This window comes from Pseudomonas sp. NFPP24 (assembly GCF_900112095.1).
GTDB lineage: Bacteria > Pseudomonadota > Gammaproteobacteria > Pseudomonadales > Pseudomonadaceae > Aquipseudomonas > Aquipseudomonas extremorientalis.
The window spans coordinates 436,800-463,112 of record NZ_FOKD01000004.1 but is presented as its reverse complement, the minus strand read 5'-3'; the positions used below and the strand labels follow the sequence as shown (position 1 = coordinate 463,112).

Below are 26,313 nucleotides of genomic sequence, written 5' to 3'. Positions count from 1 at the left end.
TGCGCCGTCGGGTTCATGGACATATTGGGTGTAGCAGAAAACTCTTGTTCTACTTATCGGCAAAACTGCGCCAGACTATAGCCCGTTAAGGCGAAAAGCCAGTTCGGCCCGCTCCGGGCGTGTAGACCGCAAGTGATGATCGCGCCCCAATCATGGCTAATGAAACGACAGTCCCAACTGCAAAACCCAACTCTCTCGCCGCTTGGATCAAGCGCCTGGACGAAGTGCTGCTGCCCGTTCCCCAGGCCAGTCACGACCGTGTGTGCAAAGGCATCCGCGATAACCGCAGTTCATTGCGGGATATTGCCGAACTGATGCAAAGCAGCCCGGCCCTGGTGCTCAGCGTGATGCGCGAGGCCAACAGCCACACCCATGGCAGCCTGGCGGAACCGGCGGAAAACCTGGAAGTGGCGCTCAACCGCCTGGGCCTCAAGCGCGCCGAAGAACTGCTGGCACGCCTGCCCTCGGTGCCGGCCAACGAGATCCCCGTGGCGTTGCGCCAACTGTTGCTGGTCAGCCAGCACGCGTCGCAGCAGGCCAACGGTTTGTTCGGCAGTCGCCTGGCGCGGCTGTGGCAAGACATCCACTGGGGCAGCCTGTTGTTCCTGTCGCCACTGTGGCCGATGGCGGTGGCCTACCCCAAGCTTCTGGAGGAGTGGGAGCTGCGGGTTATCCACAAGGGCCAATCAGCCCGCACGGTCGAGCAGGAATTGTTCGGCGTACGCCTGCTGGACCTTTGCGTCGGCATGACCGAAGCCTGGCACCTGCCGATCTGGGTGTCCCAGGGCTATAAGTTGCTGATGAGCGAGCAGCGCCTGCTGGTCAAGGCCCTGCATATCGCTCGTGAAGACGACCCGCTGCGCCACCAGCAATTGCTCGACGCTGAACCCAATCTGCGGCGCTGGCTGAACCAGCCGGCCAATACCGTGTTGCTGGCCAACGGCCTGGCGATGTCGGCCCAGGAATCCTGGACCTGCCCGCACACCGAACGCTGGCAGTTGCTCACAGCGCTGTACCTGCAACAACCGTTGGGTGAGGTGCAGCAACTGGTCCACCAACAAGCCGTCACCAGTGCCCGTACCACCCTGATGCCCGACCTCTGGCACCCGGCGCTATCGCTGATCTGGCCGTGGCACGTGGCGAAGATCCATCGCGGCCTGCTGCCGGCGCCACCGCCCACCGCCGAGGCCCTGGCCGTGTGGCGCAAGCGCTGCACTGAACTCTTGGTGGAACCGAGCCGCTTTGCCAACGCGATGCACCTGACCACCTGCGCCAAGGAGGCCTTGGTCGCCAGCGGCATGCAACGGGTCATGCTGTTGATGGCCGATCGCGCCATGAGCACCTTGCGCGTGCACCAGGTCGATGGCCTGCCCAAGGACGCCGCCAACCTGAGCCTGGACGTGGTCAACAGCACCTTGCTGCAACGCCTGCTGGAAAAGTCCGCCCAGGTGCGCCTCAACCCCGAAAACCATGCCCAGTTCTCAGCCTTGCTGCCGCCGATCCTGCGCCGTCTGTTCACCGGCGAACACCTGCTGCTGCGCTCCCTGAGCTGCAATGGCAAGGTGGTGATGCTGATGGTGGCCGACCAGGGTGGGGGGCCGTTCTCGGAAACCACCGTGCAGGCCTTCGGCAAAACCGCCCAATGCATCGAAAAAGCCCTGCACTGCTTTACCAACCGCAGCGCCTGATGCTTGCGCTACAATCGCCCTCTTTTATCGCCAACATTTGTGCCCAGGAGACCTCACATGCCTGACTTCTCTGGCTTGCCGCTGGTGATCGAATCCAGCGACCTGATTGGTCGCCTCGGTGCCGAACACCTGATTCTGGTGGACCTCACCAGCGCTGCCCGCTACGCCGAAGGGCATATCCCCGGCGCGCATTTCGTTGACCCCAAGCGCACCCAACTGGGCCAGCCGCCGGCGCCCGGCCTGCTGCCCAGCAAGGCGGACCTGGAAAAACTGTTCGGCGAACTGGGCCACACCCCGGATGCAACCTACGTGGTCTATGACGACGAAGGCGGCGGCTGGGCCGGGCGCTTTATCTGGATGCTCGACGTGATCGGCCACCAGAAATACCACTACCTGGATGGCGGCCTGCTGGCCTGGCTGGAAGAACACCACCCGGTCTCCACCGACGTGCCCGCGCCTGTCGGTGGCCCGGTCAGCCTCACGCTGCACGAAGGCCCCACCGCCACGCGTGAATACCTGCAAAGCCGCCTGGGTGCTGCCGACCTGGGCATCTGGGATGCTCGCGGGCCGCTGGAATACTCCGGCGAGAAGGTCCTCGCTGCCAAAGGCGGGCATGTCCCCGGCGCGGTCAACTTCGAATGGACCGCCGGCATGGACAAGGCACGCAACCTGCGTATCCGTCGTGACATGCCGCAGATTCTCGAAGACCTCGGATTGACCAAAGATAAAGAAATCATCACTCACTGCCAGACTCACCACCGCTCTGGCTTCACCTACCTGGTGGCCAAGGCGCTCGGTTATCCGCGAGTCAAAGGTTATGCCGGTTCCTGGGGCGAATGGGGCAACCACCCCGACACCCCCGTCGAGATTTAAGGTTTAAGGACAGTTATGAAAAAGCAGTTGTTTATCCTCAGCCAGTACTTGCTGCCGCACCACTTGCTGTCGCGCCTGGCAGGTTGTATCGCCGAGTGCCGCGTGCGCTGGTTCAAGAATGCCTTCACCGCCTGGTTTGCCAAGCGCTATCAAGTGGACATGTCCCAGGCCCTGGTTGAAGACCTGAGCGCCTACGAGCACTTCAACGCCTTCTTCACCCGCGCCCTGAAAGACGGCGCCCGCCCGCTGGATCAAACCCCAGGCGCGGTGCTGAGCCCTGCCGATGGCGCGGTCAGCCAACTGGGCTCGATCGAACATGGCCGCGTATTCCAGGCCAAGGGCCACAGCTTCAGCGTGCTGGAACTGCTGGGTGGCGATGCGGCCGTAGCTGCACCGTTCATGGGCGGCGACTTCGCCACCATCTACCTCTCGCCGAAGGACTACCACCGCGTGCACATGCCGTTGGCCGGCACGCTGCGCGAGATGGTCTACATTCCTGGACGCATCTTTTCGGTCAACCAGACCACCGCTGAAAACGTACCCGAGTTGTTCGCACGTAACGAGCGCGTTGCCTGCATCTTCGACACCGAACGCGGCCCGATGGCTGTGGTATTGGTGGGCGCGATGATTGTGGCGTCGATTGAAACCGTATGGGCCGGCTTGGTGACACCGCCAAAGCGCGAGCTGAAAACCTTCCGCTACGACGAAGCTGCACGTGCGCCGATCCACCTGGAAAAAGGTGCCGAGCTGGGGCGCTTCAAGCTGGGATCGACGGCGATTGTGCTGTTCGGGCCGGACCAGGTGAAGTGGGCTGAAGAATTGGCGGCGGGTACGCCAGTGCAGATGGGCGAGGGTATTGCACTGCCAAAAGCCTGATTTGAATTCAGTACAGAGCAAATGTGGGAGGGGGCTTGCCCCCTCCCACATTTTTAACTGTATTCCTACTGTGAGATCGAGTTACAGCTGACCGTCGCGATCGCGAAAGCCCAGCAGGTACAACACACCGTCCAGCCCCAGCGTCGAAATCGCCTGCTTGGCCGATTGCTTTACCAACGGCTTGGCCCGGAACGCCACACCCAACCCGGCAATCGCCAGCATCGGCAAGTCATTCGCCCCGTCGCCGACTGCAATGGTCTGCTCCAGACGCAACCCTTCCTTGTGAGCCAATTCCTTGAGCAGATCCGCTTTGCGCTGTGCGTCGACAATCGGCTCCACCGCCACGCCGGTCACCTTGCCATCCACCACTTCCAGCTCGTTGGCGAACACATAGTCGATACCCAGCCTGGCCTGCAATTGCTTGGCGAAGTAGGTGAAGCCGCCGGACAGAATGGCGGTCTTGTAGCCCAGGCGCTTGAGTTCGGCGAACAGGGTTTCGGCGCCCTCGGTCAGGCGCAGGGAAGCGCCGATGGAGTCCAGCACGCTCACGTCCAGGCCCTTGAGCAGCGCCAGGCGCTCCTTGAAGCTGGCGCGGAAGTCGAGTTCACCGGCCATGGCGCGCTCGGTGATTTCCGATACTTGCTCGCCAACACCCGCGGCCTTGGCCAGCTCGTCGATGACCTCAGCCTCGATGAGAGTCGAGTCCATGTCGAACACTGCCAGGCGGCGGTTACGGCGGAACAGCGAGTCCTCCTGGAAGGCGATATCGACGTTCAGCTCCTGGGCCACGCTGAGGAACTCGGCACGCAGGGCTTGCGGGTCGGCCGGTTCACCGCGCACGGAGAACTCGATGCAGCCCTTGCCCTTGTCGGCCGGCGTGTCCAATGGCATACGACCCGACAAACGGTCGATATGGTCGATATTCAGGCCATATTGCGCGGTGATGGAGCTGACGCGCTGTAGTTGCTCGGCGGTGACCTTGCGGGTCAGCAGCGTCACGATGTGGCGTTTCTTGCCCTGGCCGGCAACCCATTGCCGGTAATCCTCTTCGGACACCGGGGTGAAACGCACCTGTTGGTCCAGCTTGTAGGCCGTAAACAGGATGTCCTTGAGCACCGAAGACGCCTGCTCGGTGCTCGGAATCTCGACCAGGATGCCGAACGACAGGGTGTCGTGGATCACCGCCTGGCCGATGTCGAGAATGTTCACACCACCCTGGGCCAGAACGCCGGTAATGGCTGCGGTCAGACCCGGGCGGTCTTCCCCAGTGATGTTAATCAGGACAATTTCGCGCAAGGCGCACCCCCAGGCTGGAAAAAAACCGCATTCTACCCACTTTCAGTGACCATCGGGCACAGCCAGCGCTTTGCCGGTCATGGGGCTGTCGCTATACTGCGCGTCAACTTCACGGACCAAGAGCCGAGCGCAAGTGAACCGGCCCACGCCAGTAAAAACCGATAACTTCTTCCTGCTGATCTTCCGGGCACTGCGCCACCGCCGTGTACCGATCGCATTACGCATCGCCAGCCATAACGTGATCCTGGTCGCCCTGGCCCTGGTGATCTACGCCTGCGTGATGGGATTGCAGTTCAAGCAGGCCATGCACGAACAAGCCGACGCCCTGGGCGAGAGCCTGACTACCCAGACCGCCACCTCGGCGACTGAGTTGCTGGTGTCCAACGACATCCTCAGCCTCAACGTACTGCTCAACAACCTGACCAAGAACCCGCTGGTGGCCCACGCCGCCATCTACAGCGTGGACAACCGGATCATGGCCGAAGCCGGGCAACGCCCGAAAAACGGCCTGCTGGGTGAAGCCGAAGGCCTGTATTCGAGCAATATTACGTTTCAGGATGTGAAGGCCGGCCAACTGCGCATCAGCCTCGACATGCAGCAATTCCAGCAGCCGATGACCATCAGCCTGCAAAGCATGGGCATTCTCAGCGCGATCCTGCTGGCCCTGGCCCTGGCCCTGAGCCTGCGCCTGGGACGGCATATCTCTACGCCCTTGATGCAACTGCGCATCTGGCTGCGGGACATCGACGAACATACTCCGGCCACTGATCGCCAGGACGAAATAGGCGACCTCGCTCGCCAGCTGCACGCCAGTTTCGCCCCGGAACCGGTGGTGCGCGAGATTGAGCCCGAGCCTGAGTTCGACGATGAGCCTGAGTTTGAAGTGGAAGACGCCCCGGTCGCAGGCCTCAAACCTGCCACTCGCCAGGCGTTCAAAGCCGAAGAGGACGAGCTGGACGACGAAGACCCGTTCGCCGATCTGCGCGACACCTCAGCCAGCGCCCCGGCCGTCGCCGCCAAACCGGCTCCGGTAAAGAGTGCGGAACCCCAGTACAGCGCCGTTCTGGCGGTGCAACTGGGAGCACAGGATCAACTCCGTCGCCTGCCACGCGCACGCCTGACCGAGTTGCTGGAACGCTACCGTGACTGCCTCGACCAGGCCGCTTCGCTGTACCAGAGCGAATTGCACACCCTGAACGATGGCAGCACGCTGATGCTGTTCCACAGTGAAGACAGCGGTGAAGACTACCTGACCAACGCCATCTGCTGCGGCGAGTTGCTGCGTGCCCTGGGTCATGAATTGCAGATCGAAGTGGCGGACAGCGGCATTACCCTGCAACTACAGCTTGGCCTGACAGTGGGCGACGATCTGTTCGGCATAAGCCAGATCGACCTGCTGCTCACCGAAATCGCCCAGGACGCCCTGGCCCTGTCCCAACACAGCCGCAACCTGCTGCTGGTGGAGCGCAAGATCAGTGAAGACACGCTGATCCGCCAACGCGCGCGTATCCGCCCGATTGCCAGCCCCGAGGGGGCCAGTTGTGTGGAGCGATTGATGGAGCCGTATCCGTCGATGCTGGAGCGGCAGTTGGCGCGGATGCATGAGACCCGCGCCAAATAAAACGGTAGGACTCATGTGGGAGGGGGCTTGCCCCCGATAGCCGAGTATCAGTTAACACATCATTAACTGAACTACCGCTATCGGGGGCAAGCCCCCTCCCACATTGGGTCCGCAGCCTGGCTCAAATTGCGCACAAACAAAAAGGCCCGCTTAATCAGCGGGCCTTTTGTTTGTGCGCGATTCAGGTCAGAACCTGAACACTTCCATATCCGTACGGATCGGCGTAGCCATCGGCATCTTCGGCTTTTGCGGCTCTGCCGGCCTGGCCTGCGCCGGCGCGCTTTGCTTGCGCGGCGCTTCGGCAATCGGCGGTTGGTTGGCCAATGGCTTGAGCGCCACCGACAACTGCTGCGCCAAATGCTGCAACAACACGCCCTGGGCCTGGACCTGGGACGCAGTGGAACCGGTGTGCTGTTCCTGCAAGTGCACGATACGGTTATCACGCACCTGCCCACGACGGTCGATCAAGCGCCATTGCGCATCGAGGATGGCCGGTTGCGACGTGCCGGAGTCAAGCCGGGTAATGGTCAGCAACACCTGTACATCAGGCGTGAACCCGGAGGGCCCTGGTGCCAGGACCACCCGCTGGCTGTCCAACTGACCCGCCACCTGGCGCAACATCAACTGATTGATATCAGAGGACAAACTCCCCGCCCAACGGCCATCGGTGGAACCTTGCAGGCTTCCATCGTTCTGACGTTGCAGGAGGGTTTCGCGTTGCAGGTAGTCGGCTACGACCACCGGGCCGAGCAGCACGGCCATGCCGGCGGACTGTGCAGGTTGAGCCGGGCTTCCGCTGTCCAGCTGGTACAGCGACACCGGTTGGTGTGTGCTGCAGCCCGCCAGCCCCAAAAGGCCAGCGAGCATGAAAATAAAAGGAAGGCGTGGAGCAGTCATCATCCCATCCAGGTGGCTGCCACAAGGCGAACCACAATGTAATACTAAAAATAACCTAAACACGCTCGGCCACGCCGGCGCTGGAAAGGCCATATCATCCGTGAATATGCGCCATGACTCCAGCGCCAAAGCATCGATCTACGCGTTAAATCGTAGATCGAGAGCTCTAAAACGCGTTAAACCGGCGCTTCTACCAGCAAGGCATCCACTCGCTGGAAGCCTCGAGGCAGTTTGTTACCACGCCGACCACGTTCGCCCTTGTAATGTTCAAGGTCGTCAGGGCGTAGCGACAGCGTACGCTTGCCGGCCTGGAGCACCAGGGTCGCGCCTTCCGGGATCACCGCGATGTCGGTCACGTACTCTTCGCGACTGGCCACCCGCTCGCCGGGAATACCGATGATCTTGTTGCCTTTACCTTTGCCCAACTGCGGCAGGTCGCTGATCTTGAACACCAGCAAACGCCCTTCGGTGGTCACCGACGCCAGCCAGTTGCTCTCACGATCATCCACCGGCCGCGGCAGGATCACCTTGGCGTTGTTGGGCAAGCTCAGCAACGCCTTGCCCGCCTTGTTCTTGGCCTGCAGGTCTTCACCCTTGACCACGAAACCGTAACCCGCGTCGGACGCGATCACATACAGCGCATCGTCGTCCGGCAGCAGCACACATTCGAAATTCGCCCCTGGCGGCGGCGTCAGACGCCCGGTCAACGGCTCGCCCTGTCCCCGTGCGGATGGCAAGGTGTGGGCCGGTACCGAATAACTGCGCCCGGTGGAATCGATAAACACCGCAAACTGGTTGGAACGCCCGGCCGCAGCGGTCTTGAACCCGTCACCGGCCTTGTACGACAGACCAGTGGCGTCAATATCATGCCCCTTGGCGGATCGAACCCAACCCTTTTCCGACAGAACGACAGTAATTTTCTCGTTTGGCAGCAGCTCGGTTTCTGTCAGGGCTTTCGCCTCGGCACGCTGCACAATTGGCGAACGACGCTCGTCACCGTAGGTTTCGGCGTCTTTGATCAGCTCGCTGCGCACCAGTTTCTTCAGCTTGGCCTCACTGCCCAGCAGGGCTTGCAGCTTGGCTTGCTCCTTGAGCAGCGCGTCCTGTTCGTCGCGCAGCTTCATCTCTTCCAGTCGCGCCAATTGACGCAAGCGGGTATCGAGGATGTAGTCAGCCTGGATCTCGCTCAGCTCAAACCGCGCGATCAGCTCGGCTTTCGGGTGCTCGGCGGTACGGATGATATGGATCACTTCATCCAGGTTGAGGTAGGCAATCAGCAAGCCGTCCAACAGGTGCAGGCGGCGCTCGACCTTGTCGAGGCGGAATTGCAGGCGGCGACGCACGGTCTGCACCCGGAACTCCAGCCACTCCACCAGCAGGTTGCGCAGGTTCTTCAACTGCGGCTTGCCGTCCAGGCCGATGATGTTGACGTTGACCCGGTAGCTGGACTCCAGGTCCGTGCTGGCAAACAGATGCTGCATCAACACTTCGTGGTCGACCCGGCTGTTGGTCGGGATGATCACGATGCGGCATGGGTTCTCGTGGTCGGACTCGTCACGCAGGTCGGCCACCTGCGGCAGTTTCGACGGTTTGGCCTGCATCAGCGCGGCGATCTGCTCCAGCACCTTGGCGCCCGACACCTGGTGCGGCAGTGCGGTGACGATAATGTCGCCATCCTCGATGTGGTACACGGCGCGCATGCGCACCGAGCCCTTGCCGGTTTCGTACATTTTCAGCAGGTCGGCGCGCGGTGTGATGATTTCCGCTTCGGTCGGATAGTCCGGGCCCTGGATGTGCTCGCAGAGCTGTTCAACCGTGGCTTTGGGCTCATCCAGCAAACGCACGCAGGCCGTGGCGACCTCACGCAGGTTGTGCGGCGGTACGTCAGTGGCCATACCCACCGCAATACCGGTGGTGCCATTGAGCAGGATATTCGGCAAACGTGCCGGTAACACCAGTGGCTCGTCGAGCGTGCCGTCGAAGTTGGGCCCCCAGTCGGCGGTGCCCTGCCCCAGTTCGCTCAGCAAGACTTCCGAGTAACGCGACAGGCGCGCTTCGGTGTATCGCATGGCAGCGAAGGACTTGGGATCATCCGGCGCACCCCAGTTACCCTGGCCGTCCACCAGCGTGTAGCGATAGCTGAACGGTTGGGCCATCAGCACCATGGCTTCGTAGCACGCCGAGTCGCCGTGGGGATGGAACTTACCGAGTACGTCACCGACGGTACGTGCCGATTTCTTGTGCTTGGAATCAGCGTCCAGGCCCAACTCACTCATGGCGTAGATGATGCGCCGTTGTACGGGCTTCAGGCCGTCGCCGATATGCGGCAAGGCACGGTCCATGATCACGTACATGGAGTAGTTGAGGTAGGCATTTTCGGTGAAGTCAGCCAGCGACCGGCGTTCTACGCCGTCTAAGCTGTCTGCGAGGATGTCACTCATGCGGGCCTCATCATGCTTGGGTATGGCGCAGCGGAAATGCCACGGCACCGGGTCAATTCAAAAAAGTGTTGGCTCATGGCTTGGCGCTCCAGCCACCGACAGGGGCGGCAAAACGATAGACCATGGGGCGTTTTTCACCATCGGCACGTGGGCCGAAATTGTTGTCCAGACCGATCCAGGCGCCATCGGCGTCCACCACCAACGCTTCGGCCAGGCCGTAGGGCTGATCGTATCGGCGTTGCGGCGTAAGCATCTCGGAAGCAAATGACCAGCATTGCTCGACAGCCCCTGTGACGGCATCGCGGCGGCACAGCTGGTATTGGCTGCTTTCGAGCGTGAACAATTTGCCCTGAAACAGCGCCACATCCGAAAAATTCCTGGCGACCGCCTTGGCCTTGGGCACCTGGGCAGGCTGCATCTCGGTGCCCGCCTCACTCAATAACACGCACGGGCCATCGCAGTCCCACAGGCTTTGCGGACGCTTGATGGAAATCAGGCCACGCCGTTCACGCTCAGCCGCCAGCCAGATCTGATTGCCTTCAGGGTTGATCGCCAAGCCTTCAAACAATGCATTGAAGTGCAGCAACAGGCCGCTGGCCCGGGCCTCACGCACCATGCCCGGCGCGATCCTCAACCAGTCCGGCGCCCCCGTAACCGGCACTTGCAGCACCGCCGCATGGGCTTCGCTGACAATGTAGCGGTTACCGGCGGCATCGCAGGTGATACCTTCAAAATCCAGGTCGCCACCGCGAATGAGCGAGGCTGCCTTGGTGCGCGAACGCAACCCCCAGGGCAAGCCGGACTCGGGCACCGGCGGCACGTCGATCTTCACGGTTTCGGCCTTCCAAGTCGTCTCGCTTGTATCCAGGCGGTAGATCTGGTCGTCGTCACGATCGGAAACCGTCCACAACTCGTTACCGCACAACGCCAGGCCCGACAGGTTGCCGCCGCGCATGCCGTCCACCGGGTGTTCGGACACCAACTTGAGCTCGGCCGCAGGCGCGGCAGCCACCTGGGCGGCCGCCAAACTGCTCAACATCAGGATCGCCAGGGCGAAACCTGTGCGCATCAGCCCAGAACCTCGGCCAGGTTGCCTTTGGATTCCAGCCAGGACTTGCGGTCCGGCGCGCGTTTCTTCGCCAGCAGCATGTCCATCATTTCCGAGGTGGCGGCGAAGTCGTCGCCCAGCGTCAACTGCACCAGGCGCCGGGTGTTCGGGTCCATGGTGGTTTCGCGCAGTTGCGGCGGGTTCATTTCACCCAGGCCTTTGAATCGCGTGACCTGTGGCTTGCCGCGCTTCTTCTCGGCCACCAGGCGGTCGAGGATGCCATCGCGCTCGGCTTCATCCAGGGCGTAGTAAATCTCTTTGCCCAGGTCGATCCGGTACAGCGGCGGCATGGCGACGTAGACATGGCCGGCATCCACCAGCGGGCGGAAATGCTGGACGAACAGCGCGCACAACAGCGTGGCGATGTGCAGGCCGTCGGAGTCGGCGTCGGCGAGGATGCAGATCTTGCCGTAGCGCAACTGACTCATGTCCGCCGCGCCCGGGTCTACCCCAATGGCCACGGCGATGTTGTGCACTTCCTGGCTGGCCAGGACTTCGCTGCCATCGACTTCCCAGGTGTTGAGGATCTTGCCGCGCAACGGCAGGATCGCCTGGAACTCCTTGTCCCGCGCTTGCTTGGCGGAACCGCCGGCGGAGTCACCTTCCACCAGGAACAGCTCGGAGCGCATCGGGTCCTGCCCGGCGCAATCGGCCAGTTTGCCGGGCAATGCCGGGCCCTGGGTGATGCGTTTGCGCTCGACCTTCTTGCTGGCCTTCAAGCGACGGCCGGCGTTGTTGATCGCCAGCTCAGCCAGGGCCAGGCCCAGTTCAGGGTGCTCATTGAGCCACAGGCTGAACGCATCCTTGACCACCCCAGAGACAAACGCCGCCGCTTCACGGGACGACAGGCGCTCTTTGGTCTGGCCGGAAAATTGCGGCTCCTGCATCTTCATCGACAGCACGAACGCAATGCGCTCCCACACGTCTTCCGGCGCCAGCTTCACCCCGCGTGGCAGCAGGCTGCGGTATTCGCAGAATTCGCGCATGGCATCGAGCAGGCCCTGGCGTAAGCCGTTGACGTGGGTGCCGCCCTGGGCGGTGGGGATCAGGTTGACGTAGCTTTCCTGCACGCTATCGCCGCCCTCGGGCAACCACAGCAGCGCCCAGTCCACGGCCTCTTTATTACCGGCCAGGCTGCCGCAGAACGGCTCGTTGGGCAGGCGCTCGAAGTCGCTGACGGAGTCTTCCAGGTACGAACGCAGGCCGTCTTCGTAATGCCACTCGACCTTCTCGCCGGTGCCTTTGTCTTCAAAGGTCACCAGCAGGCCCGGGCATAGCACGGCCTTGGCCTTGAGCACATGCTTGAGGCGGCTGATGGAGAATTTCGGCGAATCGAAGTATTTCGGGTCCGGCGCGAAGTACACGCTGGTGCCGGTGTTGCGCTTGCCAACGGTGCCGATCACTTCCAGGTCGGTGGCTTTGTAGCCATCGGCAAAGGTCATCTGGTACTCGTTGCCGTCGCGCTTGACCTTGACCCGCACCAGCGTGGACAGGGCGTTGACCACGGAAATACCCACACCGTGCAGGCCACCGGAAAACTGGTAGTTCTTGTTGGAGAACTTGCCACCCGCGTGGAGCTTGGTGAGGATCAGCTCGACGCCCGGCACCCCCTCTTCCGGGTGGATGTCCACCGGCATGCCGCGACCATCGTCGGACACTTCCAGGGAGTGGTCAGCGTGGAGAATGACATGCACCGACTTGGCGTGCCCGGCCAAGGCTTCGTCGACGCTGTTGTCGATGACTTCCTGGGCAAGGTGGTTCGGCCGACTGGTGTCGGTGTACATGCCGGGGCGTTTGCGCACCGGGTCGAGGCCCGAGAGGACTTCGATGGCGTCGGCGTTATAAGAGCTAGCGCTGGGAGTGGCCATGGGGTCTCGTCGTGAGTCGTTCGATTAAAAAATGACCTGCGACTTTACAGTGCAGCAAAGTCGAAGGATTGATACTGATCTGCGCCAATACCGGCAAAGCTCAAGATCGCCGGTAATTGCCGGGCGAAACCCTGGTAACCATGGTCGCCGCCGGCCTGGATGCGCAAGGCACAGGCCCGGTAATACTGCTGGGCGAGGCGATAATCCAGGGTTTCATCCCCGGTCTGCAACCACACCTGATACCGCGCGGCGTCCTGGGGCGCCGGGACTTCCAGTTCGGCCAGGGCCGTCACGTGGTCGTGGGTCAGCTCCCAGGTTTCATCGGTGTAGAGGTTCTTCTGGGTGCCCAGGTAACCGTCGAACATCCGATGGGGGCTGACCGCCGGGTTCACCAGCAATGCCTTGAGGCCATGGCGTTCGGCAAGATGGGTTGCATAGTAGCCGCCGAGTGAGCTGCCGACCAGCAGTGGCCGACCCAGTTCGGCAATCGCGGCTTCCAGTTGAGGAATCGCCTGACGGGGATGGTGATGCAGGGCCGGTACACGCAGTTGCCCGGCCAGGCCAAGGTTGTCCATCACGGTGATCAGCTGGCTGGCCTTGTTGGACGCCGGCGCGCTGTTGAAACCGTGGATATACAGGATCGAAGCGGACATGCCGGGCTCTCCATGACTCAGCCAAAGAGGCGCAGTTTACAGGGATCGAAGCCGTGTGTGATGACCTCAGCCCTCAATACACCGAAGATCCAATGTGGGAGTGGGCTTGCCCCCGATAGCGGAGTGTCAGGCACTGTTAGATGTGACTGATCCACCGCCATCGGGGGCAAGCCCCATCCCACAGTCAATAGCCGTTGCTGCCGTAGTCCACGGTAAATTCGAAGCCCTGGACACGCTCCACCCCGGTCTCCAACCGTCCGTCGGCGTGCAGGCGCAGCCAGCGGTAGCCCGGTGCCTGTTCACTGACCTTGAAATCCTCGCTGCCCGGCGCGAACTGGATGCAGGTGGACGGCGACGCCAGCAGGCGCACGCCGTTGCGCTCGTGGTCGATTTCCTGGTGCACATGCCCCCACAGTACCGCCCTCACCTGCGGGAAACGGTCGAGCACCGCAAACAGGGCCTCCGGGTTACGCAGGCCAATGGGTTCCATCCAGGCGCAACCGATGGACACCGGATGATGGTGGAAGCACACCAGATGGTGACGGTTCGGCGCTTCGCTCAGGGCCTGGGCGAGCAGTTGCAATTGGCTGTCCTGCAAGTAACCGGGCACAGAGCCGGGTACAGCGGAGTCCAGCAGGGTGACACGCCAATGGCCGATATCGACCACCGGTTCCAGCAAGTCGCTGTGCACGGCGGCGTGGGCCATGACCTGCGGCTCGTCGTGATTGCCAGGAATCCAGCGCGTCGGGGCGCCGATGGGCGCCGTCATATCGCGAAACTGCTGATAAGACTCCAGCGTGCCGTCCTGGGAAAGATCCCCGGTGGCTAACACCAGATCAATGCGTGCCTGCTGCGCACGCACCAACTCGATCACCCTTTGCAGGCTGTCACGGGTGTTCATGCCCAACAGCGTGCCATCGGCCTCGGCAAACAGGTGGCTGTCGGACAGTTGCACCAGCAAGGCCGGTGCATCGGGGCTCACGGTGGATACGCTCGGCAAGGCGCTCTCCCAAGGCAATCGCAGGAATGGACGTTTGGCGTGATTATGCTGGGGCAGGACACAAAGAGGAAACCCAGGAAGCGGACGCAGTTCACATCTACCGCACGGCTTCGAACTCATGGCCCAGGGCCAGGCAGTGACTCAACCATTCACCGAGGAACACATTCAGTTGTGCTTTCTCGTCGGGCTGGTGCATGAACACGTTGGGGTAAGGATAGATGCTGCGAAAGCGCCGCGCATGTTCGGCGCTGATCACTTCGGCCATGCGTGCGTCGTGGTACACCTGCACTTCCAACTGCGGCACCGGCAGCCAAGGCAGGCTGTGCTCCTGGCGCACGCGCAGGGTGGTGGTGTACGGGCAGTTGACGATCACTTCCAAGGCCAGCACGCCGAGCATCTGGTCGCCATGGGTCACGCCGATACGCCGCGCCTCGGGGGCGTGACGCATGTCGGGGAGCAGGCGCATCAGCCGCGCATAGTTGGCCTCGCAGGCGGCTTGCAGCCCGATCAGGTCGACTCGATAACGTTCCCGTGCCTTTACTGCCATAACCCCCTCACTTCCGCGCGATTAAGCGCAAGCCACTGCAGGGCGATAATGCTGGCTGCGTTGGAAATTTTGCCGTCGCGCACCGCTTGCAGGGCATCTTCGAAGGCCCACACGGTGACGCGGATATCTTCAGCTTCTTCTTCCAATCCATGGACGCCCCCCGCGCCCGAGCTGTCGCAACGGCCCAGGTACAAGTGGACAAATTCGGTACTGCCACCGGGCGACGGGAAATATTTGGTGATCGGCCACAGCGCGGAGAATGTCAGCCCAGCTTCCTCCTCGGCTTCGCGGTGTGCAACCTCCTCCGGCTCTTCATCCTTGTCGATCAGGCCGGCGACCATCTCTACCAGCCACGGGTTGTCGGTACGCCCCATGGCGCCGACGCGGAACTGCTCGATCAGCACCACTTCGTCACGCTGCGGGTCGTAGGGCAGCACGCACACGGCATCATGACGAACAAAGACTTCACGGTTGATCACCCGGCTCATGCCGCCATCGAACTTCTCGTGGCGCAGTTGCACGCGATCAAGCTTGTAGAAGCCCTGGTAGGCATTGTCGCGCTGAACAATCTCGATTGTGCTCGGCGTCGATTTTGCAAAATCCGTCATATCCCTTCCTCGTTGAGCCTGCGCAATTGGCGCCATCCTAACGCGCTCATGCCTCTGGATGCAGCCCCTTTCCAGTTGCCGGGATAGACGGCGGGCGTCAAACACACTCTAATCAGCTTAGTGGCGAACTGACTGCCGTGCTGGCAGTCGAAGCTCCACAAATTTCGCTCTTATCGATAGACGAAGGACTTACATGTCGCTTTTAAAAATCGCCTCCGTGGCCTGCATCGCATTGACCCTCGGCGCGTGCCAGAGCCTGTTCCAGCCGAGTTACAAAACCCCGGTGGAAGCCACCCGCGACGCCACCGAGCAAAGCAAGCCGGGCTGCGCCAGCGCCGATTGCCCGCTGGTGAATATCGACACCGTGCACTTTGCCAAGGAACCCAAGCTGGACGCATTGATTGAACAGCGCCTGCTGGAAATGACCCAAAGCGATCCCCTGCCGACGAGCCTGGAGACCTATCGCGAGCAATTCCTGAAAACCGCCGCTCCACGCAACAGCATGTACTTGCAGGCCAAGGTACGTGAACAGCATGACGGCTTGGTGATCATCGAATTGTCCAGCTACCTGGACCAGGGCGCCACCCACGGCGAGCCCGGCCGTGCGTTCATCAACTATTCGCGCCAGCGGCAAAAGGCCCTGACCCTGACCGACATGCTGCTGCCCGGCAAGGAAGATGCGTTCTGGAAAGCCGCCCAGGTGGCCCACAACAGCTGGCTGATCAGCACCCGCCTGAGCCTGGAGCCGGAGTATGTGAAGACCTACCCCTTCCAGAAAACCCCGAACGTGGCGCTGACCTATGGGGGCGTGATCCTCAAGTACCCTACCAACACCATCGCGCCGTACGCCCTGGGCCACGTCGAATTGCAGATTCCCTACTCACGCCTGGACGGCATCATCCAGCCTGAGCTGGTGCCTGCACGCCGCTGAAGGCTTTAGCCAGAATTAACTGCAACAGCCCTGCCAGCACCAGCGCCGGCAGGGTCGCGCCGATGTCCGGATACAGATTGGCCAACAGGTGATACGTCGCGACGCCGCCCAGCCAAGCCAGCAGCGCCGGCCAACGCAGGTTGGCGACAGCACCCTGGCCACGACGACGCAGGATAAAGTGATCCACCAGCACCACGCCGAACAGCGGCGCGAACACCGAGCCGATCAGCAACAGGAAGTTCTGGTATTGCGCCAACGGTGCAAAGCAGGCGATAAGCGTGCAGATCACGCCGATGGCCAACGCCAGGTGCTCCACCTTCAAACGCAACAGCAGGCCGCTGGAAACCGCCGCCGAGTGAATATCGGCAAAGGCATTTTCCGACTCATCCAGCAGGATCAGCAGCAGCGGAATCCCCAGGCCAGCCCCGGCCAGCGCCAGCAACAGCGCATTCACCTCACCGCTCGGCGCAAACGCCAGGGTGTAGGCCACGCCCAGGCTCATCAGCCAGAAATTACCGATAAAGAAACCCAGCGCCGTGCCGCCAAACACGTTTTTGGCGCGCTTGCCGAAGCGTGAGTAATCGGCAATCAGCGGCAGCCATGACAGCGGCATGGCAATCGCGATATCAACGCCCACCGCGAACGGCATCGAACTGTCACCGGCGTTGGCCCAGAGTGCGGCGAGGTCGGCTTTGGCGAACAGGTTCCAGGTCAGCCACAGGCAGGCGGCGAGCAGCAGCCAGATGCCCCATTTGCGCAGGACCTGACGCACAAACGTCAGTGGACCGCTGACCGCCAGCAAGGTCGCCAGACCGCCGAAGAACAGCGTCCACAGCAATGGGCTGGCCAACAGGCTGCCGTCGCTGAATGCCCGCGCGCCCAACAGGCTCGCGGCGTCACGCATCACGATGATTTCGAACGAGCCCCAGCCGATCAGTTGCAGCAGGTTGAGCAACGCCGGCAGGCTGGCGCCCTTGGCACCCAGGCTGAGCTTGAGCGCGGCCATGGCGGACAGGCCGGTATCGCTGCCGATGACGCCGACGGCGGCCAGCAGCAGGACGCCGACCAGGGTGCCGAGGAAAATCGCCAGCAACGAACCGGACAAGCCCAGGCCCGGCGCCAGCAAGGCGCCGGTCTGCAGGACCATCAGGCCGATGCCGAGGGAGAACCACAGGGAGAACAGGTCGCGGGCGCCGAAGACTCTTTTGTCGCTCGGCACTGCGATATCGGGGGAGTAAGTACTCGGTTGAATGCTCAAGGGGGTTATCTCTGAGGAACATTTGTTGTTTGTCGGATCGCTATCGGGGGCAAGCCCCCTCCCACAATTTGAGTAATGTGGGAGGGGGCTTGCCCCCGATAAGGCCGGTACAGGCGCCTACGATCTCGAATCAGACCTTTTTGTAGAGCTGACTGCCTTCCTGCTTGAACCGCTCCGCCTGCTCGGCCAGGCCCTTGGCAACGTCCACGTCCACCGCTTCAATGCGCTGGTTGGCCGCGTACTCACGCACTTCCTGGGTGATCTTCATCGAGCAGAACTTCGGCCCGCACATCGAGCAGAAGTGCGCGACCTTTGCCGAGTCCTTCGGCAGGGTTTCGTCGTGATAGGAACGCGCGGTGTCGGGGTCAAGGCCAAGGTTGAACTGGTCTTCCCAGCGGAACTCGAAACGCGCCTTGCTCAAGGCGTTATCGCGGATCTGCGCGCCCGGATGACCTTTGGCGAGGTCCGCCGCGTGGGCGGCGATCTTGTAGGTGATGATCCCGGTCTTCACGTCATCCTTGTTCGGCAGGCCCAGGTGTTCCTTGGGCGTGACGTAGCAGAGCATGGCGCAACCGAACCAGCCGATCATCGCCGCGCCGATGCCGGAGGTGATGTGGTCGTAGCCTGGCGCGATGTCGGTGGTCAGCGGGCCGAGGGTGTAGAACGGCGCTTCGTCGCAGCACTCGAGCTGCTTGTCCATGTTCTCCTTGATCAGCTGCATCGGTACGTGGCCAGGGCCTTCGATCATGGTTTGCACGTCGTGCTTCCAGGCGGTCTTGGTCAGTTCGCCCAAGGTTTCCAGCTCACCGAATTGCGCGGCGTCGTTGGCGTCGGCAATCGAACCCGGGCGCAGGCCATCGCCGAGGGAGAAGCTGACGTCGTAGGCCTTCATGATTTCGCAGATTTCGTCGAAATGCGTGTAGGTGAAGTTCTCTTTGTGGTGCGCCAGGCACCACTTGGCCATGATCGAGCCGCCACGAGACACGATGCCGGTGACGCGCTTGGCGGTCAGCGGCACGTAGCGCAGCAACACGCCGGCGTGGATGGTGAAGTAGTCGACGCCCTGCTCGGCCTGTTCGATCAGGGTGTCGCGGAACAGCTCCCAGGTCAGGTCCTCGGCGGCGCCGCCGACTTTTTCCAGGGCCTGGTAGATCGGCACGGTGCCGATCGGCACCGGCGAATTGCGGATGATCCATTCGCGGGTTTCATGAATATGTTTGCCGGTGGACAGGTCCATCACCGTGTCCGAGCCCCAGCGAATGCCCCAGGTCAGTTTGGCCACTTCTTCTTCGATGGACGAACCCAGGGCGCTGTTGCCGATGTTGCCGTTGATCTTCACCAGAAAGTTACGGCCGATGATCATCGGTTCCAGTTCGGTGTGGTTGATGTTGGCCGGGATGATCGCGCGGCCGCGGGCGATTTCTTCGCGCACGAATTCGGGGGTGATGATCTTCGGCACGCTGGCGCCAAAGCTGTGGCCGGCGTGCTGCTGGTCGAGCAGGCCACTGGCGCGGGCTTCTTCGAGCTTCATGTTTTCGCGGATGGCGACGTATTCCATCTCGGCGGTGATGATGCCTTTGCGCGCGTAGTGCATCTGGGTGACATTGGCGCCGGCCTTGGCACGACGCGGGTTCTTCACATGGGCGAAGCGCAACGCGGTCAACTCGGCGTCGCTGAGGCGCTGTTGGCCGAAGTGCGAGCTGAGGCCCGGCAGGCGCTCGGTGTCGCCACGCGCTTCGATCCACGGCGAGCGCACATCGCCCAGGCCTTTGCGCACATCGATGATCACGTTGGGGTCGGTGTAGGGGCCGGAGGTGTCATACACGGTAACCGGCGCGTTGATCTCACCGCCGAAATCGGTGGGGGTGACGTCCAGGCTGATTTGTCGCATCGGTACACGGATGTCCGGGCGAGTGCCTTCTACGTAGATCTTCTGCGAGCGGGTAAAGGGCTGCACGGAGCCGGAGTCGACTTTGGCCGACTCACTCAAATGCACGGTATTTTTTAATTTTGTAGTCATCACGGGCTCCAATATCCAGGCGGTGGATTATTGTCGGAGCGAACCTGTGACGGACGGACGCACTGGAACCAGTGCTGTGCTTGGCGCACGAGGCTGTTCGATTGTCGAACAACATCCCGGACGAAGCACAAGAGGACTCGCCGGGTGACGAGAAATCTTGTTCCCTACGCAGGCGCTAACCTGATCAGGTTCAACGGGATCCGGTATTTACCGATCTCAGCCTTCCAACAAGGCACCCCGACAAGAACGCGGCCAGTCTAGACCATGCCGTGGGCAAATTGCCAATGGCGGTGCATTCAGCGTGATGAATGGCGTGATTGCGGGATTGTTGCGCCGAGTCAGCACCACTACACTCGGTTGCCGCCACAATGCTTGACGCCAGGAATGGCCGGCCTTAGCCTTGGGCGCTAAATTATCATCGTAATATTCAAACTAGGGATCGCCTCATGCTGCGCAAACTTTCACTGGCTTTTGCCGTGTCTTGTGCGACCAACGGAATGGTCTGGGCAGCTGAAGCGCCCTTGTCCGCCAAAACCGACCTGGTCAGCGTCTACCAGGAAGCGGTGGACAACAACGCCGACCTGGCCGCCGCCCGTGCCCAGTATGGCGCGCAAAAGGAAGTGGTGCCCCAGGCCCGCGCCGGCCTGCTGCCGAACCTGACCGGCGGTGCCGATATCAACAACGTGCGCACCCAGATCGACACCCCGGCCGCCACCGCCAACCGCGATGCGCACTCCTGGCGCGCCACCCTGAGCCAGCCGCTGTTCCGTGCCGACCGCTGGTTCCAGCTGCAAGCCGCCGAGGCCACCAATGAGCAGGCGGCATTGCAACTGTCGGCCACCGAACAGAACCTGATCCTGCAAAGCGCCGAAAGCTATTTTGCCGTGCTGCGCGCCCAGGACAACCTGGCCTCGACCAAGGCCGAAGAAAACGCGTTCAAACGCCAGCTGGACCAGTCCAACGAGCGCTTTGACGTGGGCCTGTCGGACAAGACCGACGTGCTGCAATCCCAGGCCAGCTACGACACCGCCCGCGCCAACCGCATCCTGGCCCAGCGCCAGGTCGAGGATGCGTTCGAAGCGCTGATCACCCTGACCAACCGCCAGTACAACTCGATCCAGGGCATCGTCCACACGCTGCCGGTGCTGCCGCCGCTGCCGAACGACGCCAAGGCCTGGGTCGAAACCGCCGGCCGCCAGAACCTGAACCTGCTGGCCAGCAACTACGCGGTCACTGCCGCCGAAGAAACCCTCAAGCAGCGCAAGGCCGGTCACGCGCCAACCCTGGACGCCGTGGCGCAATATGAGAAAGGCGACAATGACGCCCTCGGTTTCAGCAACCCGAACGCCTTCGGCACCCCGTACCGGGGTGATGTGGAACAGCGCACCATTGGCCTGCGCCTGAGCATCCCGATCTACAGCGGCGGGCTGACCAGCTCGCAGGTGCGTGAGTCCTACTCGCGCCTGGGCCAGACCGAGCAGCAGCGCGAAGGCCTGCGCCGCCAGGTGGTGGAAAACACCCGCAACCTGCACCGCGCGGTGAACACCGACGTGGAGCAGGTACAGGCGCGCCGCCAGTCGATCATCTCCAACCAGAGCGCGGTGGAAGCCACGGAAATCGGCTATCAGGTGGGGACGCGCAATATCGTCGACGTGCTCGACTCACAGCGCCAGCTCTACGCGTCGGTGCGCAACTACAACAACAGCCGCTACGACTACATCCTCGACAACCTGCGCCTGAAGCAGGCGGCCGGCACCTTGAACCCGGGAGACCTGCAGGACCTGGCGCGCTACCTCAAGGCTGACTACAACCCGGACCGCGACTTCCTGCCGCCGGACCTGGCCAAGGCTGCCGCCGAGCAGCTCAAGGCCCGCCCCGGCAACTGAATCCACTGCCCCCCTCCCACATTGAGTCAGGTGCTGATTCAGTCAGGCAGCAGTCGACCCAGGCCATCCAGCAACCGCTTCAACGCGCCCTGGTTGGCCTGCATCACCTTGAGCCCCGCCTGCGCCATCTTGCGCGCATCCTGCGGCAGTTCGAACAACTGGCGCACGGCTTCGGCCAACCCTTCTGCGTCGTCCACCGCGCGCAAAGCCCCGGCTTCACGCATCATCGCGGTGATTTCGAGGAAGTTGAACACATGTGGCCCCATGATCACCGGCAAGGCCAGCGCCGCCGGTTCCAGTGGGTTGTGCCCACCGGTCGCCACCAGGCTGCCGCCTACGAACGCGCTATCGGCCAAGGCGTAGAGAAACAGCAACTCGCCCATGGTGTCGCCGAGCAGTACCGACGTGTTCGCGGTGACGGGTTCGCCACTGGAGCGACGCACCGTGGCAAAACCCTGCTGCTCGCACAATGCGAACATCGGGCCGAAGCGCTCCTGATGGCGCGGCACCAGAATCAGCAGAGCGTTGGGGTAGCTGTCGAGCAGTCGGCGATGGGCGGCCAGCACCACCTCATCTTCACCTTCATGGGTACTCGCTGCGATCCACACCGGACGCTCGCTGGCACCCCATTGCGCGCGCAACGCGGCGGCGCGCACCGGCAACTGGGGGTCGATGGTCAGGTCGAACTTGATCGAGCCGGTGACTTCGACGGTTTCCGGCCGAGCCCCCAAATCCAGGAAGCGCTGCGCTTCGGCTTGCGTCTGCACAGCGAACAGGCTCATTTCGGCCAACATCGGCGCCGTCAGCCTGGCAAAGCGCCCATAGCCCTTGGCCGAACGCGCCGACAACCGCGCATTGGCCAATGCCACCGGAATCCCGCGCCGGGCGCAGGCGTGGATATGATTGGGCCACAGCTCGGTTTCCATGATCACCGCGAGCTTGGGCTGTACACGATCAAGAAAACGCTTGGCCGCGCACGGCAAGTCATACGGCAAGTAGCAGTGCTGGATTCGCGGTTCATTGGCGAACAACGCCTGGATACGCTCGGAACCGGTCGGCGTCATGCAGGTGACGGTGATCGGCAGCGTCGGATAACGCTCCAGCAACCCGCGCACCATAGGCGCAGCGGCAATGCTTTCGCCCACCGACACGGCGTGCACCCAGATCCCACCCGGCCGCATCACCGGCAAGCCATAGGAGAAGCGCTCGCCGACGCGCTTGGCATAGGCCGGCGCCTTGCGCGCGCGCAGCCACAGACGTAAAGCCACCAAGGGCAGCGCCAGGTAAAACAGACAGCTGTAGAGAGTTCTATTCATGGCGGCGGAGTTTATCGGCTTTTTCAGTCGATCGCCTGCAAGCACTCGGCAAATCGTTTGGCCAGGAAGCGCGCTGCCGGCCCCAGATGTTCGTCGCGCCGCCAGACCAGCTCGACCACCAGGGCCGGCGGCGTCCATTCGCTGTCCAGTTCGACCATCTGTTGCTGGTAGGTCGGGTATTGCACGATATGCCGCGGCAACCAGGCCCAGCCCAGGCCACTCATCAGCCATTCGGCCAGCACGTAGAAACTGTCGGCGCGCCACACCAGCGGGCTGGCGGCTTCGCTGCCGGGGTAGACACTGGTCTGGGTCGACATCAGCAACTGGCGGAACTGCGCCAGGTGCTGGCACGTTACATAGGTTTCCTTGGCCAGCGGGTGATTCACACCGCACACCGTGACCATCTCCACGCTGCCGACCACGCGCCGCTCCAGGGCTTCTGGGATCTGGTCGTGATAGAACAGCAGGCCCAGGTCAGCCTTGCGCTCCACCAGCTTGCGCGCCACATCACCCTGGGCCGCGCTGGACAACTGTACCTCCAACAACGGGTACTGCCCGGCCAGTGCCTCAAGACTATCGAGCACTGGCTGGAACAGCATGGCTTCATCCTGGGCCAGGCGCAGGCAGGCCTCTTCACCACGGGTCAATGACAGTGCCCGGCCATTGAGTCGCTCGCACTGGCGCAGCACTTCGCGCGCTTCTTCCAGCAACACACTGCCGGCTTCGGTCAGCCGGGGCTGGCGGCCGCTGCTACGCTCGAACAGGCTGACGCCCAGGTCCGCCTCCAGCATGGCAATCCCATTGCTGACCGCCGATTGAGCCTTGCGCTGCTGGCGCGCCACCGCCGAAAACGAACGCTGCTCGGCGACGCTGACAAACAAACGCATCCGTTCCAGATCCCACTGTACGCTCATGGCTCAACCCATCTTTGATTCGGATAGGTAATGACTTTACCCCATCTGACATAACTCTAAAATGCCAGCCTTAACTGACCGCTTTATCCGAGGACTGCCCCATGAACGCCGCCTACTGCTATCTGGCTATCGCCATCTGCTCGGAAGTGATCGCCACCGTTTCCATGAAAGCCATCAAGGGCTGGAGCACGCCTATCCCACTGCTGCTGGTGATCGTCGGCTACGGCGTGGCGTTCTGGATGCTGACGCTGGTGGTGCGCACCGTGCCGGTGGGCGTGGCCTACGCGGTGTGGGCTGGAATGGGCATTGTGATGGTCAGCATCGCGGCGTTGTTCATCTACGGGCAGAAGCTGGATATCCCGGCGATGCTGGGGATGGGCCTGATTGTGCTGGGCGTGGTGGTGATCCAGCTGTTCTCGAAAACCGCCGGGCACTGACCACTCCTCAACAGCCTGTATACTGCACCTCTTGTCTTGAACACTGAGGTCGCCCATGCCATCCGTTATTTCCACCGACGTTCTGATTGTCGGCGCCGGGGTTGCCGGCCTCTGGCTGAATGCGCGCCTGCGCCGCCAGGGGTTTTCCACGGTGGTGGTGGAAAACGCCACCTTGGGTGGCGGGCAGAGCGTGAAGTCCCAGGGGATCATTCACGGTGGTGCTAAGTACGCCCTGCACGGCGCGATCACCGGCGCGTCCGAAGCCATTGCCGACATGCCGCGTCGCTGGCGCGAAGCACTGGCGGGTAGCGGTGAGCTGGACCTGCGCGGCGTACGCTTGTTGTCCGAGGCGCATTACCTGTGGTCCCCCGGCACGCTCGCCGGCAACCTCACCAGTTTTTTCGCCAGCAAGGCCGTGCGTGGCCGTGTTGATCAGGTCAAGGGCGACGATTTACCCGCAGCGCTGCAAGACCGCCGCTTCAAGGGCAAGGTCTACCGCCTTGCCGAGTTGGTCATCGATGTACCGAGCCTGATCGAACGCCTGGCCCAACTGGCCGGCGATGGTTTGCTCGCCGGCCAGCACATCGAACCGTTGTTGGAAGGCGACACGTTGGTGGGCTTGAAGGTGGACAGTCGCGAGATCCGCGCCCAGCGCATCGTGTTGAGTGCCGGCGCAGGTACGGCGGATCTGCTGACCGCGCTGGGCATCAGCCAGCCGGCCATGCAAAAACGCCCATTGCATATGATCATCGCCAAAGGGCCCGGCCTGAAGCCACTGTATGCCCACTGCCTGGGCGGCGGCACCAAACCGCGCATTACCGTTACCACTCACCCGGCGGCCGATGGCAACTGGGTGTGGTACATGGGCGGCGATATTGCCGAAGCCGATGGTGTGGCGCGCACCCCGCAGGAACAGATTGCTATGGCGCAAAAAGAGCTGGCGCAGTTGCTGCCCTGGATCGACATGAGCCAGACCCAATGGGCGACCCTGCGCGTCGACCGCGCGGAGCCCCTGCAATCGGGCCTGACCCGGCCCGACAACGCCTTCATCGCCGAGCAAGGCCGTCTGCTGGTGGGCTGGCCGACCAAATTGGCCCTGGCACCAGACTTCGCCGATCGGGTGATCAACAGCCTGGAGCGTGACGGCATCCGCCCAAGTGTCGGCGAGCCGCTGCCCGACCTGCCAAGACCCGCCATCGGCGTGCCTGCCTGGGAGCAACTGTTGCCATGAGCCTGCCCACCCTGCACGACCTGCACCGCCCCCTGGGCAGCACTGGCCTGCTGGTATCACCCCTGGGCCTGGGCACCGTCAAGCTGGGCCGCGACCAAGGGGTGAAATACCCCAGCGGCTTCCAGATCCCCGGCGACGACGAGGCCCGCATGCTGTTGCGCCAGGCCCGTGAACTGGGCATCAACCTGATCGACACCGCGCCGGCCTATGGCATGAGCGAAGAACGTCTGGGGCCGCTGCTGCGGGGCCAGCGCAAAGACTGGGTGATCGTCAGCAAAGTCGGCGAAGAATTCGAGAATGGCGCGTCCAGCCACGACTTCAGCGCGGCCCACACCCGGATGTCGATCGAGCGCAGCTTGAAACGACTTGAAACCGATTTTATCGACCTGGTGCTGGTGCACTCCGACGGTAACGACCTGCATATCCTCAATGACTGCGAGGTCTACCAGACCCTGTCGGCGCTGAAACAGGAAGGCAAGATCCGTGGTTTCGGCTTTTCCGGCAAGACCGTCGAGGGCGGCGTAAAGGCTCTGGAACAGGGCGATTGCGCGATGGTCACCTACAATCTGAACGAACAAGCCGAGAAAGCCGTCATTGAATATGCGGCGGCCCATGGCAAGGGCATCCTGGTGAAAAAGGCCTTGGCCAGCGGCCACGTGTGCCTGGAGCCGGGAATGGATCCAATTCGCGCCAGTTTCATGTTGTTGTTTGCGCAAACAGGCGTTGCCAGTGCTATTGTCGGGACCATTAATCCGCTGCACCTGGCCCATAACGTGGCGACCGCTGCCCAGGTCATTCGTCAACTCTGATGCCGCCGACGCGGCCGACCCCGTCGCAAGAAGGA

The 26,313-nt window shown here is 62.3% G+C and carries 22 protein-coding genes and 1 riboswitch; of the genes, 9 read left to right on the top strand and 13 right to left on the bottom strand.

The window, feature by feature from the left end:
* Positions 1 to 152: 152 nt before the first annotated feature.
* Genes BM026_RS11530 through asd form a run of 3 tightly spaced genes read left to right on the top strand, consistent with a single transcriptional unit; the run spans position 153 to position 3,437 of the window.
* Positions 153 to 1,688 (top strand): HDOD domain-containing protein, encoded by a 1,536-nt coding sequence (locus BM026_RS11530; protein ID WP_093121280.1) that lies wholly within the window; start codon positions 153 to 155, stop codon positions 1,686 to 1,688.
* A 57-nt stretch (positions 1,689 to 1,745) separates the two neighbouring features.
* The gene (gene rhdA / locus BM026_RS11525) at positions 1,746 to 2,561 is read left to right on the top strand and encodes a thiosulfate sulfurtransferase (protein ID WP_093528596.1); all 816 of its coding nucleotides are present in this window, start codon (positions 1,746 to 1,748) and stop codon (positions 2,559 to 2,561) included.
* Between the two features lie 15 nt (positions 2,562 to 2,576).
* On the top strand, positions 2,577 to 3,437 hold the full coding sequence (gene asd, locus BM026_RS11520; RefSeq protein ID WP_093528593.1) for an archaetidylserine decarboxylase: 861 nt from the start codon (positions 2,577 to 2,579) through the stop codon (positions 3,435 to 3,437).
* A gap of 81 nt (positions 3,438 to 3,518) precedes the next feature.
* On the opposite strand, the gene serB is transcribed toward asd, so the two are convergent.
* A complete protein-coding gene (gene serB, locus BM026_RS11515; RefSeq protein WP_093528590.1) occupies positions 3,519 to 4,733 on the bottom strand; it encodes a phosphoserine phosphatase SerB in 1,215 nt (404 codons plus the stop codon).
* Positions 4,734 to 4,866: 133 nt separating this feature from the next.
* Here serB and BM026_RS11510 point away from each other — a divergent pair, with 133 nt between their 5' ends.
* Positions 4,867 to 6,354 (top strand): AhpA/YtjB family protein, encoded by a 1,488-nt coding sequence (locus BM026_RS11510; protein WP_071491690.1) that lies wholly within the window; start codon positions 4,867 to 4,869, stop codon positions 6,352 to 6,354.
* Positions 6,355 to 6,540: 186 nt separating this feature from the next.
* Here the strand turns inward: BM026_RS11510 and BM026_RS11505 are convergent, their stop codons facing one another.
* The 8 genes from BM026_RS11505 to BM026_RS11470 all read right to left on the bottom strand — a co-directional run bounded on the left by BM026_RS11505 (position 6,541) and on the right by BM026_RS11470 (position 15,476).
* On the bottom strand, positions 6,541 to 7,251 hold the full coding sequence (locus BM026_RS11505) for a PqiC family protein (RefSeq protein WP_071491691.1): 711 nt from the start codon (positions 7,249 to 7,251) through the stop codon (positions 6,541 to 6,543).
* A 176-nt stretch (positions 7,252 to 7,427) separates the two neighbouring features.
* A complete protein-coding gene (gene parC, locus BM026_RS11500) occupies positions 7,428 to 9,692 on the bottom strand; it encodes a DNA topoisomerase IV subunit A (RefSeq protein ID WP_092246599.1) in 2,265 nt (754 codons plus the stop codon).
* Between the two features lie 73 nt (positions 9,693 to 9,765).
* Positions 9,766 to 10,761, bottom strand: a complete 996-nt coding sequence (locus BM026_RS11495; RefSeq protein WP_093121283.1) for an esterase-like activity of phytase family protein — start codon at positions 10,759 to 10,761, stop codon at positions 9,766 to 9,768.
* A complete protein-coding gene (gene parE, locus BM026_RS11490) occupies positions 10,761 to 12,668 on the bottom strand; it encodes a DNA topoisomerase IV subunit B (protein ID WP_071491693.1) in 1,908 nt (635 codons plus the stop codon). The genes BM026_RS11495 and parE overlap by 1 nt, the downstream gene beginning before the upstream one ends.
* Positions 12,669 to 12,712: 44 nt before the next feature.
* Entirely contained in the window at positions 12,713 to 13,321 is a 609-nt protein-coding gene (locus BM026_RS11485; protein ID WP_071491694.1) for a YqiA/YcfP family alpha/beta fold hydrolase, read from the bottom strand.
* 184 nt (positions 13,322 to 13,505) lie between these two features.
* A complete protein-coding gene (gene cpdA, locus BM026_RS11480) occupies positions 13,506 to 14,321 on the bottom strand; it encodes a 3',5'-cyclic-AMP phosphodiesterase (RefSeq protein WP_093528587.1) in 816 nt (271 codons plus the stop codon).
* A 97-nt stretch (positions 14,322 to 14,418) separates the two neighbouring features.
* Positions 14,419 to 14,868: a DUF1249 domain-containing protein gene (locus BM026_RS11475; protein WP_012721893.1), complete on the bottom strand. Its 450-nt coding sequence runs from the start codon at positions 14,866 to 14,868 to the stop codon at positions 14,419 to 14,421.
* Complete coding sequence (locus tag BM026_RS11470) at positions 14,859 to 15,476, bottom strand: NUDIX domain-containing protein (protein WP_058423483.1); 618 nt, start codon at positions 15,474 to 15,476, stop codon at positions 14,859 to 14,861. Before BM026_RS11470 ends, BM026_RS11475 begins: the two co-directional genes overlap by 10 nt.
* 193 nt (positions 15,477 to 15,669) lie before the next feature.
* Between BM026_RS11470 and BM026_RS11465 the strand changes: the two genes are divergently transcribed.
* A complete protein-coding gene (locus BM026_RS11465; RefSeq protein WP_092246590.1) occupies positions 15,670 to 16,407 on the top strand; it encodes an RsiV family protein in 738 nt (245 codons plus the stop codon).
* On the opposite strand, the gene cytX is transcribed toward BM026_RS11465, so the two are convergent.
* On the bottom strand, positions 16,373 to 17,665 hold the full coding sequence (gene cytX / locus BM026_RS11460; protein ID WP_093528584.1) for a putative hydroxymethylpyrimidine transporter CytX: 1,293 nt from the start codon (positions 17,663 to 17,665) through the stop codon (positions 16,373 to 16,375). The two genes, BM026_RS11465 and cytX, sit on opposite strands and share 35 nt — an antisense overlap.
* Positions 17,666 to 17,795: 130 nt before the next feature.
* Positions 17,796 to 19,685 (bottom strand): phosphomethylpyrimidine synthase ThiC, encoded by a 1,890-nt coding sequence (gene thiC / locus BM026_RS11455; RefSeq protein ID WP_071492292.1) that lies wholly within the window; start codon positions 19,683 to 19,685, stop codon positions 17,796 to 17,798.
* A 144-nt stretch (positions 19,686 to 19,829) separates the two neighbouring features.
* A riboswitch (TPP riboswitch) is annotated at positions 19,830 to 19,935 on the bottom strand.
* A 196-nt stretch (positions 19,936 to 20,131) separates the two neighbouring features.
* Between thiC and BM026_RS11450 the strand changes: the two genes are divergently transcribed.
* Positions 20,132 to 21,571, top strand: a complete 1,440-nt coding sequence (locus BM026_RS11450; protein WP_071492293.1) for a TolC family outer membrane protein — start codon at positions 20,132 to 20,134, stop codon at positions 21,569 to 21,571.
* Between the two features lie 38 nt (positions 21,572 to 21,609).
* On the opposite strand, the gene waaA is transcribed toward BM026_RS11450, so the two are convergent.
* Both waaA and BM026_RS11440 read right to left on the bottom strand, forming a co-directional pair.
* Positions 21,610 to 22,887, bottom strand: a complete 1,278-nt coding sequence (gene waaA, locus BM026_RS11445; protein WP_093528581.1) for a lipid IV(A) 3-deoxy-D-manno-octulosonic acid transferase — start codon at positions 22,885 to 22,887, stop codon at positions 21,610 to 21,612.
* A gap of 23 nt (positions 22,888 to 22,910) precedes the next feature.
* Positions 22,911 to 23,801 carry a LysR family transcriptional regulator gene (locus BM026_RS11440; RefSeq protein WP_093513446.1) on the bottom strand — a complete coding sequence of 297 codons (891 nt, stop codon included), beginning with the start codon at positions 23,799 to 23,801 and terminating at the stop codon, positions 22,911 to 22,913.
* A gap of 101 nt (positions 23,802 to 23,902) precedes the next feature.
* Between BM026_RS11440 and BM026_RS11435 the strand changes: the two genes are divergently transcribed.
* From BM026_RS11435 to BM026_RS11425, 3 genes are read left to right on the top strand one after another with little or no spacing between them, the layout of a single operon-like run.
* Positions 23,903 to 24,238, top strand: coding sequence for a DMT family transporter (locus BM026_RS11435; RefSeq protein WP_012721885.1), 336 nt, complete (start codon positions 23,903 to 23,905; stop codon positions 24,236 to 24,238).
* Positions 24,239 to 24,293: 55 nt separating this feature from the next.
* A complete protein-coding gene (locus tag BM026_RS11430) occupies positions 24,294 to 25,469 on the top strand; it encodes an NAD(P)/FAD-dependent oxidoreductase (RefSeq protein WP_092246580.1) in 1,176 nt (391 codons plus the stop codon).
* Positions 25,466 to 26,278, top strand: a complete 813-nt coding sequence (locus tag BM026_RS11425; RefSeq protein ID WP_092246578.1) for an aldo/keto reductase — start codon at positions 25,466 to 25,468, stop codon at positions 26,276 to 26,278. The genes BM026_RS11430 and BM026_RS11425 overlap by 4 nt, the downstream gene beginning before the upstream one ends.
* The last annotated feature ends 35 nt before the right edge of the window (positions 26,279 to 26,313 follow it).